At 71.1% G+C, this 16,571-nt stretch carries 13 protein-coding genes; 4 read left to right on the forward strand and 9 right to left on the reverse strand.

The window, feature by feature from the left end; translation table 11 throughout:
- Window positions 1-26: 26 nt before the first annotated feature.
- The 3 genes from SALPAC2_RS0110880 to ettA are packed head-to-tail and all read right to left on the reverse strand — an operon-like array spanning window position 27 to window position 2,875.
- A complete protein-coding gene (locus SALPAC2_RS0110880; RefSeq protein WP_018216684.1) occupies window positions 27-752 on the reverse strand; it encodes a hypothetical protein in 726 nt (241 codons plus the stop codon).
- The gene (locus tag SALPAC2_RS0110885) at window positions 749-1,195 is read right to left on the reverse strand and encodes an acyl-CoA thioesterase (protein WP_018216685.1); all 447 of its coding nucleotides are present in this window, start codon (window positions 1,193-1,195) and stop codon (window positions 749-751) included. The genes SALPAC2_RS0110880 and SALPAC2_RS0110885 overlap by 4 nt, the downstream gene beginning before the upstream one ends.
- Window positions 1,196-1,198: 3 nt before the next feature.
- On the reverse strand, window positions 1,199-2,875 hold the full coding sequence (gene ettA / locus SALPAC2_RS0110890; protein ID WP_018216686.1) for an energy-dependent translational throttle protein EttA: 1,677 nt from the start codon (window positions 2,873-2,875) through the stop codon (window positions 1,199-1,201).
- A gap of 329 nt (window positions 2,876-3,204) precedes the next feature.
- Between ettA and SALPAC2_RS0110895 the strand changes: the two genes are divergently transcribed.
- Together SALPAC2_RS0110895 and otsB are read left to right on the forward strand one after the other, a co-directional pair.
- Entirely contained in the window at window positions 3,205-4,605 is a 1,401-nt protein-coding gene (locus SALPAC2_RS0110895; protein ID WP_026184622.1) for an alpha,alpha-trehalose-phosphate synthase (UDP-forming), read from the forward strand.
- Window positions 4,602-7,208, forward strand: coding sequence for a trehalose-phosphatase (otsB, locus tag SALPAC2_RS0110900; protein ID WP_018216688.1), 2,607 nt, complete (start codon window positions 4,602-4,604; stop codon window positions 7,206-7,208). Before SALPAC2_RS0110895 ends, otsB begins: the two co-directional genes overlap by 4 nt.
- Before the next feature lie 44 nt (window positions 7,209-7,252).
- Here the strand turns inward: otsB and cobA are convergent, their stop codons facing one another.
- The 3 genes from cobA to cobC are packed head-to-tail and all read right to left on the reverse strand — an operon-like array spanning window position 7,253 to window position 10,735.
- Window positions 7,253-8,533, reverse strand: a complete 1,281-nt coding sequence (gene cobA / locus SALPAC2_RS0110905) for a uroporphyrinogen-III C-methyltransferase (protein ID WP_018216689.1) — start codon at window positions 8,531-8,533, stop codon at window positions 7,253-7,255.
- Window positions 8,534-8,567: 34 nt separating this feature from the next.
- On the reverse strand, window positions 8,568-9,659 hold the full coding sequence (cobT, locus tag SALPAC2_RS0110910; RefSeq protein WP_018216690.1) for a nicotinate-nucleotide--dimethylbenzimidazole phosphoribosyltransferase: 1,092 nt from the start codon (window positions 9,657-9,659) through the stop codon (window positions 8,568-8,570).
- Window positions 9,659-10,735, reverse strand: coding sequence for an Rv2231c family pyridoxal phosphate-dependent protein CobC (cobC, locus tag SALPAC2_RS0110915; RefSeq protein ID WP_033662016.1), 1,077 nt, complete (start codon window positions 10,733-10,735; stop codon window positions 9,659-9,661). The genes cobT and cobC overlap by 1 nt, the downstream gene beginning before the upstream one ends.
- A 180-nt stretch (window positions 10,736-10,915) precedes the next feature.
- Here cobC and SALPAC2_RS0110920 point away from each other — a divergent pair, with 180 nt between their 5' ends.
- The gene (locus SALPAC2_RS0110920; protein ID WP_018216692.1) at window positions 10,916-13,048 is read left to right on the forward strand and encodes a transglycosylase domain-containing protein; all 2,133 of its coding nucleotides are present in this window, start codon (window positions 10,916-10,918) and stop codon (window positions 13,046-13,048) included.
- A gap of 77 nt (window positions 13,049-13,125) precedes the next feature.
- Window positions 13,126-13,944, forward strand: coding sequence for an SURF1 family cytochrome oxidase biogenesis protein (locus SALPAC2_RS0110925; RefSeq protein ID WP_018216693.1), 819 nt, complete (start codon window positions 13,126-13,128; stop codon window positions 13,942-13,944).
- Between the two features lie 119 nt (window positions 13,945-14,063).
- Here the strand turns inward: SALPAC2_RS0110925 and SALPAC2_RS0110930 are convergent, their stop codons facing one another.
- From SALPAC2_RS0110930 to SALPAC2_RS0110940, 3 genes are all read right to left on the reverse strand, one after another.
- Window positions 14,064-14,270: a hypothetical protein gene (locus tag SALPAC2_RS0110930; protein ID WP_018216694.1), complete on the reverse strand. Its 207-nt coding sequence runs from the start codon at window positions 14,268-14,270 to the stop codon at window positions 14,064-14,066.
- 255 nt (window positions 14,271-14,525) lie between these two features.
- Window positions 14,526-15,872, reverse strand: a complete 1,347-nt coding sequence (locus SALPAC2_RS0110935) for a dipeptidase (RefSeq protein WP_018216695.1) — start codon at window positions 15,870-15,872, stop codon at window positions 14,526-14,528.
- Entirely contained in the window at window positions 15,859-16,539 is a 681-nt protein-coding gene (locus tag SALPAC2_RS0110940; RefSeq protein WP_026184625.1) for a uridine kinase family protein, read from the reverse strand. The genes SALPAC2_RS0110935 and SALPAC2_RS0110940 overlap by 14 nt, the downstream gene beginning before the upstream one ends.
- Window positions 16,540-16,571: the final 32 nt, after the last annotated feature.

The raw sequence follows: 16,571 nt of genomic DNA on the forward strand, positions 1-16,571 counted from the left end.
CCCTAGGACAGAAGGACGATGGGGGATCATCCGGACTGCTGACCAAGGATAGGCCGAACAGTTAGATCTGTCACCCTCTGCAACCATACTGCCCCGTAGGGCCCAACCAGGCCGACCCATGAGCCGACCGTCCGCACCTGCACCACCCCTCCGGGGGCCTCCGGCGCACCGACAAAGCCCATCCGCACCAAGCCCTGAACCAACCGCTGGGGCACCTCGACCGGCGTGGTGGGAACGTCGTCCGGAGTGACGACCACCGGCACATGATCCAGGAGCGCATCGCGCAGCACCCGCTCCCCGGCTGCCCTACCCTCCACTCCACGCCCGGCGGCATCCCGAAGGGCGTCCGCCGCGGCTTCGGCCCCCCGCCGCAGCTCGGCCGCGGGGAGCGTCTCCACCCGCCGACTGGCGGGCGGCGGCAGCGGCCAGCGCCACTGCGCGTCCCGCCGGACGGGCAGTGCGGAGCCGCCCGCGGTCAGCTCCGCCAACAGCTCACCCGCGGAAACGGTGGCGTCACCGGGGCTACCGCCGGCCACCGTGTGGACCACCAGCACCCCCCACGGCAACCGCGCCCAGAGCGCGGTCCGCTCGGACCCGCTGACCGGCCGCAACCGCACCAACGCCCCCCGGTCCAGCCGGACCAGCCGGGCCAGGAACGTGCCCGCGTCAACGACACCGGTCAGCCCATGCCCAATACCGCCGGGCACCGTGGGCGGAAGACCGCCCCGTCCCACGGTGCCCCGGTCAGTCACGCCGACTCCTCCTGGATCAGGTAGGTGCACAGGAAGGCCCGCTCCTCGGCGGAGAGGCGGCGCGGCAGCTGCCGGCTCAGGTCAAACGGCACCAGCACCGACCGGGCCCGACTCACCAGCACATCACCGTCGTACATCTCGTAGTCGACGGTAACGGAGGCAACCCGAATCTCCGATACCCAGAGCTCGATCCGGACCGTTGGCGCCGACTCCGCGGTGGCCCGGCCGAGCGCGTAGTCGACCGGCCGCAGGTAGTCCACCTCGTGCCGCCGAATCACCACGCCGTCGGCGAACGAGCCGACGCCCCAGGCCCGCCCCCCGGCGAACATCAGGGCCACCCGCGCCTCCTCGTAGAGGGTGAGGAAGCGTGAGTTGTTGATGTGCCCGTACGCGTCCAGGTCGGACCAGCGGAGCGTGCAATGGTAGAGAAACCGGTCCGCCATGAGTCAGTCGCGGGTGAGCTTGCGGTAGGTGACCCGGTGCGGCCGGGCCGCCTCGGCACCGAGACGCTCGATCTTGTTCTTCTCGTACGCCTCGAAGTTGCCCTCGAACCAGAACCACCTCGCCGGGTTCTGGTCATCCCCCTCCCAGGCCAGGATGTGCGTGGCGACCCGGTCCAGGAACATCCGGTCGTGGGAGATGACCACGGCGCAGCCGGGGAAATCCAACAACGCGTTCTCCAGGCTGGAGAGGGTCTCTACGTCCAGGTCGTTGGTCGGCTCGTCCAGCAGGATCACGTTACCGCCGATCTTGAGCGTCAACGCCAGGTTGAGCCGGTTGCGCTCGCCCCCGGAGAGGACCTTGGTCGGCTTCTGCTGGTCCGGCCCCTTGAAACCGAAAGCAGCGATGTACGCCCGCGACGGCATCTCGACCTTGCCCACCATCAGGTGGTCCAGGCCGTCGGAGACGACCTCCCAGACCGTCTTGTCCCCGGCCAGCCCCGCCCGGGTCTGGTCCACGTACGACAGGGAGACGGTGTCACCGACCTTCACGCTGCCGGCGGTCGGCTGCTCCAGCCCGACGATGGTCTTGAAGAGGGTCGTCTTCCCGACGCCGTTCGGGCCGATGATGCCGACGATGCCGTTGCGCGGCAGCGAGAAGCTCAGGTCGTCGATCAGCACCCGGTCGCCGAAGCCCTTGGTGAGGTTCTGCGCCTCGATCACGGAGCTACCCAGACGTGGACCCGGCGGGATCTGGATCTCCTCGAAGTCCAGCTTGCGGGTCTTGTCCGCCTCGGCGGCCATCTCGTCGTACCGGTCGAGACGGGCCTTGGACTTGGTCTGACGCGCCTTGGCGTTCGAGCGGACCCACTCCAGCTCGTCGGAGAGCCGCTTCTTCATCTTGGCGTCCCGCCGGCCCTCGACCGCCAGCCGGGCCGCCTTCTTCTCCAGGTAGGTGGAGTAGTTGCCCTCGTAGCCGACGGCCCGACCCCGGTCCAACTCCAGGATCCAGCCGGCCACGTTGTCCAGGAAGTAACGGTCGTGCGTGATCGCGATGACGGTGCCGGCGTACTTGGCCAGGTGCTGCTCCAGCCACTGCACGCTCTCCGCGTCGAGGTGGTTGGTGGGCTCGTCGAGCAGGAGCAGGTCGGGTGTCTCCAGCAGCAGTTTGCAGAGGGCGACCCGACGCCGCTCCCCACCGGAGAGCTGGGTCACGTCGGCGTCCGGCGGCGGGCAGCGCAACGCGTCCATGGCCAGTTCGAGCTTGGAGTCGATGTCCCACGCGTCGGCGTGGTCCAGCTCCTCCTGGAGACGGCCCATCTCCGCCATCAACTCGTCGGAGTAGTCGGTCGCCATCTGCTCGGCGATCTTGTTGAACCGCTCCAGCTTGGCCTTGGTCTCCGCGACCGCCTCCTCGACGTTGCCGAGGACCGTCTTCGCGTCGTTGAGCGGTGGCTCCTGCGCCAGCATGCCGACGGTGTAGCCGGGCATCAGCCGGGCCTCGCCGTTACTCGGCCGGTCCAGCCCTGCCATGATCTTCAGCAGGCTGGACTTGCCGGCACCGTTCGGGCCGACCACACCGATCTTGGCACCCGGCAGGAAGCTCAGCGTCACGTTGTCGAGCACGACCTTGTCGCCATGCGCCTTGCGCGCCTTTTCCAGGACGTAGATGTACTGGGCCACGGTGCGGGCTACCCTCCATCGATCAACGGGTGTGGTCTAACGCGGGCGGGGCCGCCGCGGATGCGGAGCCGGGGTCGCCCGTCGGCGGGCCGATCACGCCGACCCGCCGTCAATCCTGACAGGTCACCGTGGCTGCGCCCACATCACCCCGCCGGGCCGGCGAACCGACCTGACCGCCCCGGCAGAACCCCCAGAATTGTCGACAAGATCACGTTTGGCTTCCGGGCCGGTGAGCGGGTGGGCTAAGTCCGGCACGGTACACCAGACGCCGCGGCTACGCTCAGTACGCTCGTCGCGGGGGATTCGTCAGCACCCGGAGGTGGCCCAACGTGACCGTCCGCAGCTCCTTTGTCGTAGTGGCCAATCGACTGCCCGTGGACGAGGTGAGCACACCCGAGGGACGGCAGTGGCGACGCAGCCCGGGTGGGCTCGTGACCGCCCTGCATCCGGTCCTCGCCGAACACCACGGCACCTGGGTGGGCTGGGCCGGCGGTAAGGGGGCCGCGCCGGAGCCGTTCGACCTGGAGGGCATCCGGCTACATCCGGTGCCGTTGAGCACGGAGGAGTTGGAGCGCTACTACGAGGGGCAGTCCAACGCGATGATCTGGCCGCTGTACCACGACGCGGTCGAGACCCCGGTTTACAAGCGCCGTTGGCGGGAGACCTACCGGCTGGTGAACGCCCGCTTCGCGGAGGCGGCATCGGATGTCGCCGCGGAGGGTGCCACGGTCTGGGTGCAGGACTACCAACTCCAGCTGGTGCCGGCGATGCTCCGCGAGCTCCGCCCCGACCTACGGATCGGATTCTTCCTGCACATCCCGTTCCCGCCGATCGAGCTGTTCATGCAGATGCCGTTCCGCACCGAGATCCTCCGCGGGCTACTCGGCTCCGACCTGGTGGGCTTCCAGCAGCGGCTCGCGGCGCAGAATTTCGTCCGCCTGGCCCGGCACCTGCTCGGGCTGCGATACGAAGGGCAGATGATCCAGGTCGACGGCCGCCGGGTGAAGGCGGGCGCGTTCCCCATCTCCATCGACACGCAAGAGATGGAGCGACTCGCGGTGGATCCGACGATCCGGGCGCGGGCGGAGGAGATCCGCGAGGAGCTGGGGAACCCACGCACGATCATCCTGGGCGTCGACCGGCTCGACTACACCAAGGGCATCGAGTTACGCCTCAAGGCCTTCCGCGAGCTGCTCTCTGACGGAAAGTTGACAGTTCCGGACGCGGTTATGGTGCAGGTGGCGACGCCGAGCCGGGAACGGGTGGAGCACTACCAGGCACTTCGCGTCAAGGTGGAGCGCGAGGTTGGTCGGATAAATGGCGAATTCGGCCGGGTTGGGGTGCCGGCGGTGCATTATCTGCACCAGTCGTACAGTCGCACCGAACTGGCCGCGATGTACGTCGCCGCCGACGTGATGATGGTGACCCCGCTGCGAGACGGAATGAATCTGGTGGCCAAGGAGTACGTAGCAGCGCGCGCCGACCGCGGTGGCGCGCTGGTGCTGAGTGAATTCGCTGGCGCCGCCACCGAGCTGCGCCAATCGTTCCTGTGTAACCCCCACGACCCGGACGCGGTCAAGGAGGCCCTGCTGCGGGCCGTGCACGTGGAGAAGCCGGAGGCGCGTCGCCGCATGCGGACAATGCAACGTCATCTGCGCACCCACGATGTGGGGCACTGGGCGAAGTCCTTCCTCACCGAACTCGGCGTACCGGGACCGGATGCCTCGTGAGCACCGGCACCACACCCGGCAACCCGATCGGTGGCGGCGGCCTGGAGCAGGAACTGCGCACCGCGATTGGTCGCATCGCCCGCGTCCCCCAGCTGCTGATCGCCTGTGACTACGACGGCACCCTCGCCCCGATCGTCGAGGACCCGAGCCGGGCCGTACCGCTGCCGGAGGCGGCGGCCGCGGTCCGAGCGCTCGCCTCGCTACCGCAGACCAACGTGGCGGTCGTCTCCGGACGGGCGCTGCGGGACCTAGCCGCCCTGTCCCGGCTGCCCAGCGAGGTCCACCTCGTTGGCAGCCACGGCTCCGAGTTCGACATCGGCTTCGTCGAACGGCTCTCCCCCGAGCTGGTCGCTGTCCGCACCCGGCTCCGGGACGCACTGCGCGAGATTGTCGCCGCCCACCCCGGCGTTCGGCTGGAACGTAAGCCGGCCAGTGTCGCCGTACACACCCGTGGGGTTGATCCGCAGATCGCTGCGGCAGCCGTCGAGGCGGTCCGCAACGGCCCCGCGACCTGGGACGACGTCACCGTCACCCAGGGCAAGGAGGTCATCGAGCTGTCGGTGGTCGCCACCCACAAGGGCACCGCCGTTGACCAACTGCGTACCCAGCTCTCCGCCAGCGCGGTGCTGTTCATCGGCGACGATGTCACCGACGAGAACGCCTTCGGCAACCTGCACGGGCCCGATGTCGGCATCAAGATCGGGCCCGGCGAGACCAGGGCGCAGTATCGGGTAGCCGAGCCGATCGAGGCCGCGCGCGCCCTCGGCCTGCTGTTGGAGACCCGCCGGAACTGGCTCTTCGGCGAGCGGGCGGTGCCGATCGAGCGGCACTCGATGCTGGCCAACGGCCGGACGGTCGCGCTCCTCACCCCCGAGGCCAAGGTCACCTGGCTGTGTAACCCCAAGCCCGACTCCGCCGCGATCTTCGCCGACCTGGTCGGCGGCAGCCCCGCCGGCTACTTCAGCGTGGTACCGGAGCGTGGTGGTATCCCACTCGGCCAGCGCTACCGCTCCAACACGATGACCGTGGAGACCCGGTGGTCCGGCCTGACCGTCACCGACTGGCTGGACACCCCGGACACCGAGACCACGCCGGACGGGCCGGCGATCGTCAGCGCCGACTCGACCCTGGTCCGGGTGCTTACCGGACGCGGCCGGGCGCAGCTGGAGTTCGCCCCCCGGCCCGAGTTCGGCCAGGTCGCCGTCCAGCTCCAACCGCTCGACGACGGGCTGCTGGTGCTCGGCTCCAACCACCCGGTCGCGCTCTACTCCCCCGGCGTCACCTGGGAGGTGGTCGGCGACGGCGTGTACGAGACGGCGAAGGCCACCGTTGACCTCTCCGCCGCGGGCGGGCCGGTCGTGTTGGAGATGCGCTTCGGCACCCACAGCCTGGAACACCACCGGCAGCCGATCCACGAACGGCAGGCCGCGGCCGAGCAGCCCTGGAAGGACTGGGTCGCCACGCTGCGGTTGCCGACCACCGGCCGGGACCTGGTCGCCCGCAGCGCGCTCACCCTCCGCGGGCTGTGCCACCAGCCGAGCGGCTCGATCCTGGCCGCCGCGACCACCTCCCTCCCCGAGGAGTTGGGCGGCGTCCGCAACTGGGACTACCGCTACTGCTGGCTCCGCGACGCGGCGCTGACCGCCCGCGCCCTGGTTGACCTCGGCTCCACCGAGGAGGCCGAGGCGCTGCTGCGCTGGATCGACGGAGTCGTTGACCGTACCGGTGGGCACCCCGAACGGCTACACCCGCTCTACACGGTTGACGGTTACGAGTTGGGCGCCGAGGCGGTCATCGACACCCTGCCCGGCTACGCCGGCTCCCGGCCCGTCCGGGTCGGCAACCTCGCCAACCACCAGCTCCAACTCGACGTCTTCGGTCCGATCGCCGACCTGATCGCGGCGGTGGCCGACGCTCGCGGCTCCGTCCGGGACGACGAGTGGCGGGTCCTGGAGAACATGGTGGAGGCGGTCCGCCGCCGCTGGCACGAGCCGGACCACGGCATCTGGGAGGCGCGCCTGGCGCCCCGACACCACATCTTCTCGAAGGTGATGTGCTGGCTGACCGTCGACCGGGCACTACACGTGGTCCGCAAGCACGGCGGTGGGGAGCAGCCCGAGTGGGTGGAGCTACGCGACCGGATCGGCGCCAACGTGCTCGAATTCGGCTGGCACGAGCAGGCCGAGGCGTACAGCGTCGCGTACGGGCACGAGGACAGTGACGCCTCCTCGCTCTGGATCGGCCTCTCCGGCCTGCTCCCCGGGGACGACCCCCGCTTCGTCTCCACCGTCCTCAAGATCGAGGCGGATCTGCGCAGCGGCCCGGTGGTCTACCGCTACCACTGGGAGGACGGCCTACCCGGTCGGGAGGGCGGTTTCCACATCTGCACCTCGTGGCTGATCGAGGCGTACCTGCGTACGGGCCGCCGGGGCGACGCGGAGGAGTTGTTCACCCAGATGATCGACACCGCCGGGCCGACCGGGCTGCTGCCCGAGCAGTACGACCCGCTGACCGAGCGCGGGCTGGGCAACCACCCACAGGCCTACAGCCACCTCGGCGTGATCCGCTGCGCCCTGCTGTTGGACAACATGCTCAAGCAGTGAGCCGGGGCCCGGCGGCCGGCGCGCGCCGGCCGCCGGGCCGCCCCTCAGAAGTCCAGCGCCCCGACCACGTCGCCGACGACCACGACCGCCGGGGGGCGGAGGCCCGCCGCGGCCACGTCGGCCGCCACCACGCCCAGCGTGGAGCGGATCGTACGTTGGGCTCCGGTCGTGCCCTCCTGTACGACCACGGCCGGGGTCTGGGCCGGGCGGCCGTGGGCGACCAACGTCGCGGAGATCGCCGCCAGATTCTTCAGTCCCATCAGAATCACCAACGTGCCACGCAGCCCGGCAAGGTGCTCCCACCGCACCATGGAGGCGGGCGAGTCCGGCGGAACGTGCCCGGAGACCACGGTGAACTCGTGCGCGACCGCCCGGTGGGTCACCGGGACGCCGGCGCCGGCCGCGGCGGCGACGGCGCTGGTCACTCCGGGTACCACCGTCACCGGTACGCCCGCACCAGCGCAGGCCAGCAGCTCCTCGCCACCGCGACCGAAGACGTACGGGTCGCCCCCCTTGAGCCGGACCACGGCCCTGCCGGCCAGGGCCCGGTCCACCAGGATCCGGTTGATCTCCTCCTGGCTGCGGGCCGGGCCGTAGGGAATCTTGGCGGCGTCCACCAGCTCGACCTCGGGGCCCAACTCGTCTAGGAGCAGCCCGGGCACGAGCCGGTCGGTGACCACCACCTCCGCCTCGGCGAGGAGTCGCCGCCCCTTGACAGTGATCAGCTCCGGGTCGCCCGGGCCCGCGCCAACCAAGGCGACCTGTCCACCGCGGCCCGTCGGGTGCGGCGAAGCCGGCCAGCGATCGACGGGCACCGACCCCGAAGCACCGCCGGCTCCGGCATCGGCCGGCGGCGGGGCCAGCCGACCCGGCCCGGCGGCGAGCAGATCCCGGACGGTGTCCCGGACGGCCATTGCCCGGCGGGGGTCACCGCCGCCGAGAACCGCGACCGTCACCGGGCCCTGCCGGGTCACCGCCGGCGTCCACGCGGTGGCGGCGGCGCGATCATCGGCCCGAACACAGAAGATCCGCCGCTCCTCGGCCACCGCGCTGATCGCGGCGGCGGCGCTCGGGTCATCTACCGCGACCTGCACCAGCCAGGCGCCGTCGAGGTCGTCCGCGGCGAACCGCCGCGGTTGCCAGCGCAGCCGCCCGGCGTCGGCGTGGGCGCGCAGCGCCGGGGTCAGCTCCGGCGCGACCAGGAGGACGTCCGCTCCCGCGTCGAGCAACGCCGGCACCCGGCGGGTGGCCACCGCCCCGCCACCGACCACGACCACCCGCCGGCCGGCCAGCCGCAGACCGAGCGGGTACGGGTTGCCGCTCACGCCGCAGTCCCGTCCGGGCAGACGGGCAGTGCACTCATTTCTGCGCCACCCCCGCCGAGTCGAAGGTGGCGACCTCGTGCAGCACGCGGACGGCACCCGTGACCACCGGTAGGGCCAGCAGCGCCCCGGTGCCCTCGCCGAGGCGCAGCCCGAGGTCGACCAGGGGGGTCAGCCCCAGCCGGCGCAGCGCCACCGTGGCTCCCGGCTCGACCGAGCGGTGGCCAGCCACCATCGCGCCGGTGGCAGCCGGGGCGAAGGCTGCGGCGGCCAGCGCGGCCGAGTCGGCGATGACTCCGTCGAGCAGCACCGGCACCCGTCGGGCGGCAGCGCCCAGAATCAGCCCGGCCAGGGCCGCGTGTTCCAGGCCACCGACGGCGGCCAGCACGCCCAGCGGGTCCGCCGGGTCCGGCTGATGCCGGCGCAGCGCCGCCCGCACCACCTCGATCTTGCGCTGGTACGTCGGGTCGTCCACTCCGGTGCCTCGACCGGTCACCGTGGCGGGGTCCGCCTCGGCGAAGACCGCGATCAGCGCGGCGGCCGGCGTGGTGTTGCCGATACCCATATCCCCGGTAAGCAGGATTGCGGCGCCGGCATCGATGAGTTCGCCGGCCACCCGAATCCCCGTCTCCACCGCGGCCCGGGCCTCCTCCCGGGTGAGGGCGGCGGTGACGGCCAGATCCCGGGTACCGCGCCGGACGTTCGCCTCGACCAGCCGGGGTCCGGTGCCGCCGGCTTGGCCCGACCCGGACGGTACGGCCGCAACCGGCGTTGGCGGCGTGGCGACCCCGACATCCACGACGGTGACCGCGGCGCGGGCCTGCCGTGCGAACGCGTTGACCACCGCCCCGCCAGCGAGGAAGTTGCCGATCATCTGCCCGGTGACCTCCTGCGGCCAGGGCGTCACGCCTTGGGCGTGCACCCCGTGGTCGCCGGCGAAGATCGCCACCGCGGCCGGCTCGGGCAGCGGCGGCGGGCAAGTGCCGGCCAGGCCGGCGAGCCGAATGGCGAGATCTTCGAGCGCACCGAGGGAGCCCGCGGGTTTGGTCAGCCGGCGCTGCAGGTCCGCGGCGGCAGCCATCGCCTGTTCGTCGAGCGGTTGGATCGCCGCCCTCGTCGTCTCCAGCATCATCCCTCCAGAATCTCGGCCAGCACGGTGGTAAACGCATCGGTCGTCGCCGGATCGCGGACCGCGATCCGCAGCCAGTCCGGGCCCAGCCCGGGGAAGGTGTCGCCGCGGCGTACTGCCCAGCCTCGCTCCCGCAGGGCACGGCGTACCGCGTCGGCGCCCGGGTGGTGGACGAGGACGAAGGCGCTCGCCGGCCGGCCGACGACGCGTACCCCCGGTAGGGCCGCCAGCCGGGCGAGGAGGTGGTCGCGGTCGGCGGCGAGGTCGGCCGCGATCTGGCGTTCAGCTCGCACCGCTTCGGGGCCGGCGCAGGCGGTCGCGGCGGCGAGGGCCGGACTGGAGACCGGCCACAGCGGCTGTACGGCGGCCAGGCGCTCCAGCAGCTCCGCTGCACCGAGCAGGTAGCCGACGCGCAGCCCGGCCAGCCCCCACGTTTTGGTGAGGCTCCGCACCACCAGCAGGCCGGGCAGGTCGGACCGGGCAGCAAGCGACTCCGGCTCGCCGGCTACTCCGGGCGCGAGGGTGGTGTCGGCGAACGCCTCGTCCACCACGAGCACCCGGCCCGGCCGGGCGAGCGCGGCCAGGTCGGCGGCCGGGTGCAGCACCGAGGTCGGGTTCGTGGGGTTACCGATCACGACCAGGTCGGCATCGGCCGGGACCTGGGCGGGGTCGAGCCGGAAGCCGTCGCCGGGGTCGAGCAGTACCCGTTCGACCCGGTGTCCAGCCACACGCAGGGCCGCCTCCGGCTCCGTGAATTGCGGGTGCACCACCACCGGGCGGCGGATCCCGCGCAGCGCCTGGGCGATCAGCACGAATCCCTCGGCCGCTCCGGCGGTGAGCAGCACCTGCGCCGGTTCTCGACTGTGCCGGGCGGCGACGGCGGCCCGCGCCGCAGCCGAGTCCGGATACCGGGCCAGGTCACCGAGGGCAGCGGTGATCGGGTCGGCCAGCCAGTCCGGCATCGAGGCCTGGCGCACGTTCACCGCGAGGTCGACCAGACCGGGTACGGCCTCAACGTCTCCATGGTGACCAAGGTCGAGCTCCGGTGCCGCCGGGACGTCCGGCGGGTTGTCCATCGGGGCATCCCGCAGGTTGTCCGGCAGCGCGGCCGCTCCCCCGCTCGACTGCGTACGCATGACCGCGATCCTGCCGGGAAGGGGCGCGTGGCGCAGCTCATCGCGACGTGGATCGCATCACGAACGACGGATTAATGAATATTTCTCTAGTACGAATCGGAAATGTCATAACTTGTCCCTGTGAGCAACCGTCCCCTTGCTGCCGCCGGTCGTCTCGTCCCACTTCTCCGCGCCGGGCTCATCGCCGGCATCGTCATCGCCGCCCTGGCCTACCCGATCGCCGCCGCGGCCGGCATTGGCGCCAAGGTCACGGCGCACGCGATGGAACACAAAACCAAGATCCTCAAAACGGCCCTGCCAGCCGAGACCTCGTACCTGTACGCGCCGGACGGCAAGACCGTCCTGACGATGTTCTACGAGGAGTACCGGCAGTACACAAAGCTCGCCGACATGTCGCCGAACATCCAGCAGGCCGTCATCGCCGCCGAGGACGCGCGCTTCTACCAGCACAGCGGCGTCGACCCAAAGGGCATCGCCCGCGCCTTCGTGGCCAACGCCCGCTCCAGCGGCATCTCCCAGGGCGCCTCCACCATCACCATGCAGTACGTCCGGATGGCCCTGCGGGACAGCGCCACGACCCCGAAGGAGGTACAGGAGGCGACCCAGCAGACCAGCCTGCGCAAGATCCGGGAGATGCGGCTTGCCATGGACCTGGAGAAGGAGCTGACCAAGGAGCAGATCCTGGAGCGGTACCTCAACTCCGCGTACTTCGGGCATCGCGCCTACGGCATCTACGCCGCCAGCGAGATCTACTTCTCCAAGACCCCGAAGGACCTCTCCGTGATCGAGGCCGCCACCCTCGCCGGACTAGTCAAGTCGCCTTCCCGGTTCGACCCGGCCAGCTCCGACCAGCAGGAGGCGACCGCCCGCCGCAACTACATCCTGGACCGGATGACCGACCTCGGATACCTCTCACCGGACGCCGCCGCCAGCGCCAGGTCCGAACCGATCGAGCTGACCCTGAGCTACCCGTCCAACGACTGCGCCTCGGTACCCCAGGAGTGGAACAGCTGGGGATTCATCTGCGACTACGTGAAGAACTGGTGGAGTGCGCAGCCCGCGTTCGGCGAGAACCGCCTGGAACGGATGGACAAGCTGCGGCGGGGCGGGTACCGGATCGTGCTCAGCGTGGACCCGGAGATTCAGGAGGCGGCGGAGAAGAACGTCGGCACGAAGGGAAGAACCGGCAGCCCGTACGCGAACGGCATCGTGGTCACGGAGCCCGGCACCGGGCGGCTCAAGGCCATGGCGGTGAACCGGACCTACTCCCTGAACCTGGACGGGAATCCGCTCAGCTCCAACCCGGAGGTCGGCCCGAAGGTCAAGGCCAGCTACCCGAACACGGTCGCACCCCTGCTCGGCGGCGGTGACCTCCCCGGCTACCAGGCGGGATCAACCTTCAAGATGTTCCCGCTGCTCGCCGCCCTCGATTCGGGGATGACCCTGAACACCACCTTCAACGCGCCGTACCGGTACCGGTCGGAGGTCTACAACGGCTGGGCCCCGTCGAACGCGAGCGGCGCCATGTCCGGTATGCAGACCATGTGGTCCGGCTTCGGTAAATCGGTCAACACGTACTTCGTCTGGCTTGAGGAGCAGGTCGGGGCAGACCGGGCGGTACGCCTCGCCGAACAGCTGGGGCTGCGCTGGCGCACCGATGTGGACCGGCACCATGCCGCGCCGGAGAACGCGAAGACCTGGGGTGCCTTCACCCTGGGAGTCTCCGACGCCACCCCGCTGGAGATGGCGAACGCCTACGGCGCCGTCGCCGCCGAGGGCCGCTACTGCGAGGCGATCCCGGTGCAGGCGATCTACAACCGGGACGGCACCCCGGCAATCTTCCGGACGGCTGGCGGGATCGAGCGGGAGGTCGCCAAGCCCCGCTGTCGCCAGGTGGTCAGCGCCGACGCCGCCCGGGCCGCCACCGACGCCGCACGCTGCCCCACCGGCGACTCCCCGGCCCGGGGCGGCTGCGGCGGCTGGTCAACGGCGGACAGCGTCCGCGGCACCGTGGGCCGCCCGGTGGCCGGCAAGACCGGTACCACCGACAGCACCCGGTCGGCCTGGTTCGTCGGCTTCACTCCCGAACTGGCCGCGGCCAGCTTCATCTCCGACCCGGACAACCCCTTCAACGCCGTCGGTGACGGTCAGTCGCAGATTCCCATCCATGCGGTCGCGAACACCCTGCGCGACGCGCTTGAGGACAAACCGACCCGCGACTTCACACCCCCCTCGGACGCGATCGTCGGCTGATCTGGGCGCCTACCTGAGCAGGGGCAGCCGCCACCGGTGGTCGCACCGATCGACCCACCACGCCTACGGGTAACCTCATGGCCGTGTACCGGTTCCTGCTGACGCCACGCTGGCTGGGCGCGCTCGCGCTGACCCTGGTAGCGGCGGTGATCATGGTGTTACTCGCCGACTGGCAACTGGCCCGTTACCACGATCGCACCGCGATCAACGAACAGATCGACGCCGGCCAGCAGATGGACCCGGTGCCGCTGCCCGAGGCGGTAGCCGCCCCGACCGGGGAGCCCGGCACCGTCGGACCCGCCCCCGCCACCGAACGAACCTGGACGAAGGTCAACGTCACCGGACGGTACGACGCCGCGAACGTGATCCTGGTCCGGGGGCGCTCACTGGACCGTACGGTCGGCTTCGAGGTGCTGACCCCGCTACTGCTGACCGACGGCACGGCAGTGCTGGTCAACCGGGGCTGGATCCCGCCCGCACCGGGCGGGGACGCCACCGTCCAGCCGACCGTGCCCGCGACCCCGGCCGGCACGGTCACCGTGACCGGCCGGATCCGCGTTGGTGAGGGCGGTTCACTCCCGGTCACCCGCCGCGACGGCAAACTGGAGACCCGCCGAGTCAGCCTGCCGACGCTGGCCGGGGAGCTGCCGTACCCGATCTACGGCGGGTATGTGCTGCTCGATCAGCAGACCCCCGCCGCCGACCCGACCTTCAAGACGGTCCCGGTCGGCTACACGAACAGCTGGCAGAACTACGGGTACGTCGTACAGTGGTGGATCTTCGCCGGGATGACGCTGCTCGGCTTCGGCTACTTCGCCCGGCGGGAGGCCCAACGACGGGCCGGCGTGGTGCGCGAAGGTCCCACCGACCGGGCCGCCGAAGCAACCCTGACCTGATCATCGGGTGCGAAGCCGGCACGGCCGGGGACCCGCCTCGGTGCGCGTCCGCGCTGCCGCGCCGGCGGCGCGGACCGGCGAGCAGCGCGGACCGGCGGGCGACGCGGGCGACGCGGGCATCAGAACGAAACGGGCTCCTCGATGCGCAGGCCCCGGGCGCGCACCCCGTCAGCGACCCGGGCGAGCGTCGAATCGAGTGCGACCAGCGCGACAGAGAGCTGACCGAGCCGCTCCTTGAGTGACTCATCGGACCACGCGGAGACGTCAACATCTCCCAAAGCACTGACGGCGGCCTCCAGGCGGGCCATTACCTCGTTCGTACTCATGTACGAAGGCTATCCCAACTGGATGCCCGACACGCCGGAAACGCCCAGCCAGAACAGGACGTTATGGTTCCGACACTCGGGACGGCCGGGGACGCGCCGGCGGGGAATCCCTCCATCCCACCGCCGACGCGTCCCGCCCGCAGACCCGCTGGGCAACGCTGAGGCCAACCGCCGGGGCCAGCTGTGCTGGGTCAGCCCTGCCCGGGTTCAACCCTGCCCGGGGTCAGCCCTGCCCAGGGTCAGCCCTGCTGGGGCTCAGTCCCGCCCAGCGGTGGCGACGTTACGCAGCAACAGCGCCTCGGCCAGACACACCCGGGCGAACTCCCCCAGGTGCAGGCTCTCGTTCGGGCCGTGCGCCTGGGCGTACGGATCTTCGACCCCGGTCACCAGGATCGCGGCCTGCGGGAACATCTCCTGGAACGTGGCGATGAACGGGATCGAACCGCCGACCCCGATGTCCACCGGGTCGGTGCCGTCCCAGGCGGTACGGAACGCGGAGCGAGCCGCGTCGAACATCGGGCCGGAGGCGTCGATACGGCTCGGGTCGCCGTCGTGCTCCAGGGTGACCGACACCTGCGCGCCCCACGGAGCGTTCTTGCTCAGGTGCGCACGAAGCGCCGCGTACGCCCGCTTGGGGTCATCACCCGGTGCCAGCCGCAGGCTGAGCTTGGCCTTCGCAGCCGGGACCAGGGCGTTCGGCGCCTCCCCGGTGGCCGGCGCGTCGATGCCGAGTACCGCCAGGGCCGGCTTGGTCCAGAGCCGGTCCGTGATCTGATCGGTGCCGATGAGCTGCACGCCCTCCGCCAGCCCCGCCTCGGCGCGGAAACGGTCCTCCGGATAGTCCACCGCCGCGCCGCCGCGACTGACCAGCCCGTCCACGGCCACGTTCCCGGCATCGTCGTGCAGGGTGGCGAGCAGCCGGGCCAGCGCCGTCAGCCCGTCCGGCACCGGGCCGCCGTACATGCCGCTGTGTACGGCCTGCTCCAGCGTGCGGACCTCGACGAAGCAGTTCACGATCCCGCGCAGCGACGTGGTCAGCGCCGGCACGCCAATGTCCCAGTTGGTGGAGTCGGCGATCACGATGACATCCGAGGCGATCTCGTCCCGGTACTCGGTGAGCAGCCCTTCCAGCGAGTCGGAGCCGTACTCCTCCTCGCCCTCGATGAACAGCACGACGCCCACCGGCAGCGAGTCACCGAACGCCCGCAGCGCCGCGATGTGCGCCATGATGCCCGCCTTGTCGTCGGCGGCGCCGCGACCGTAGAGGCGGCCGTCCCGCTCCACCGGCTCGAACGGGTCCGACTCCCACAGCGACCGGTCACCGACCGGCTGCACGTCGTGGTGGGCGTAGAGCAGCACGGTCGGGGCACCGGGCGGCGCCGCCTTCGTCCCAATCACGGCCGGCTGCCCGCCAGACCGGGCCAGCCGCACCTCAAGGCCGCAGTCCCGCAGCAGCTCCGCGACCGCTGCCGCGGAACGCTCCACGGGGGTGTGATCGAAGCCGTCGAACGCGATACTCGGGATCCGGACGAGACGCTCGAGGTCCGCCCGGACGCCGGGCAGTTCCCGCTCGAGCGCGGCCCGCAGGTCAGACTCGGACATGATCGGTGTTGTCATGACCGGCATCGTATGCCGGCCTTACCGATCGGCCTCGCCGCAGGTAGTACCGGGCGCGGTCGTGGGGCAACACCGGCGCACCGTCCACCACCAGGTCCGCCCGACCGCAGGTGCCGTCGGCGGCGAAGTGGGCCCGCTCGCCCGCGTGCCAGCGACGCAGCTCCGGCAGAATCCCGGGGCCGTCCCGGGTCACCGCGCGGGTGAGGCGCAGCCGCTCCGGGGCGGTCACGAACACGGCGAGGCTCAACTCCGGTGCCACCGCGGCACGCGCCGCGCTCACCCCCTCCAGCAGCAGGACCGGTGACACCGGCACCGGCACCGGACGGGGCAGGAACGAATGCCGGACCCAGCTGAACCGCCGGTACTCCCCCGCCCGCCCCGCCCGCACCGGCGCCAGCACCCACTCCTCCAGCCGGGACCAGAAGGTGAGCTGGTCGGCCCAGCCGTCGAGCAGGTCGTCGGTGTGTATCACCACCGGACGGGTCCGGCCGGGCCCGGCGGCGAGCGCATCGGCTAGCCGCGCCGTGAACCAGCTCTTGCCCGCGCCGCTGGGTCCGTCCACCGCCACCAGCCGGGTCTTCCCCAACCGCGCCGGCGCCGCACCCACCCGCTCTGCCAGCCGGGCGTACGACTCCATCACCGCTACCGCCACGGCCTGACCGTATCCGGCGGCGGAACCGCGCC

This window comes from Salinispora vitiensis (assembly GCF_000378825.1).
GTDB lineage: Bacteria > Actinomycetota > Actinomycetes > Mycobacteriales > Micromonosporaceae > Micromonospora > Micromonospora vitiensis.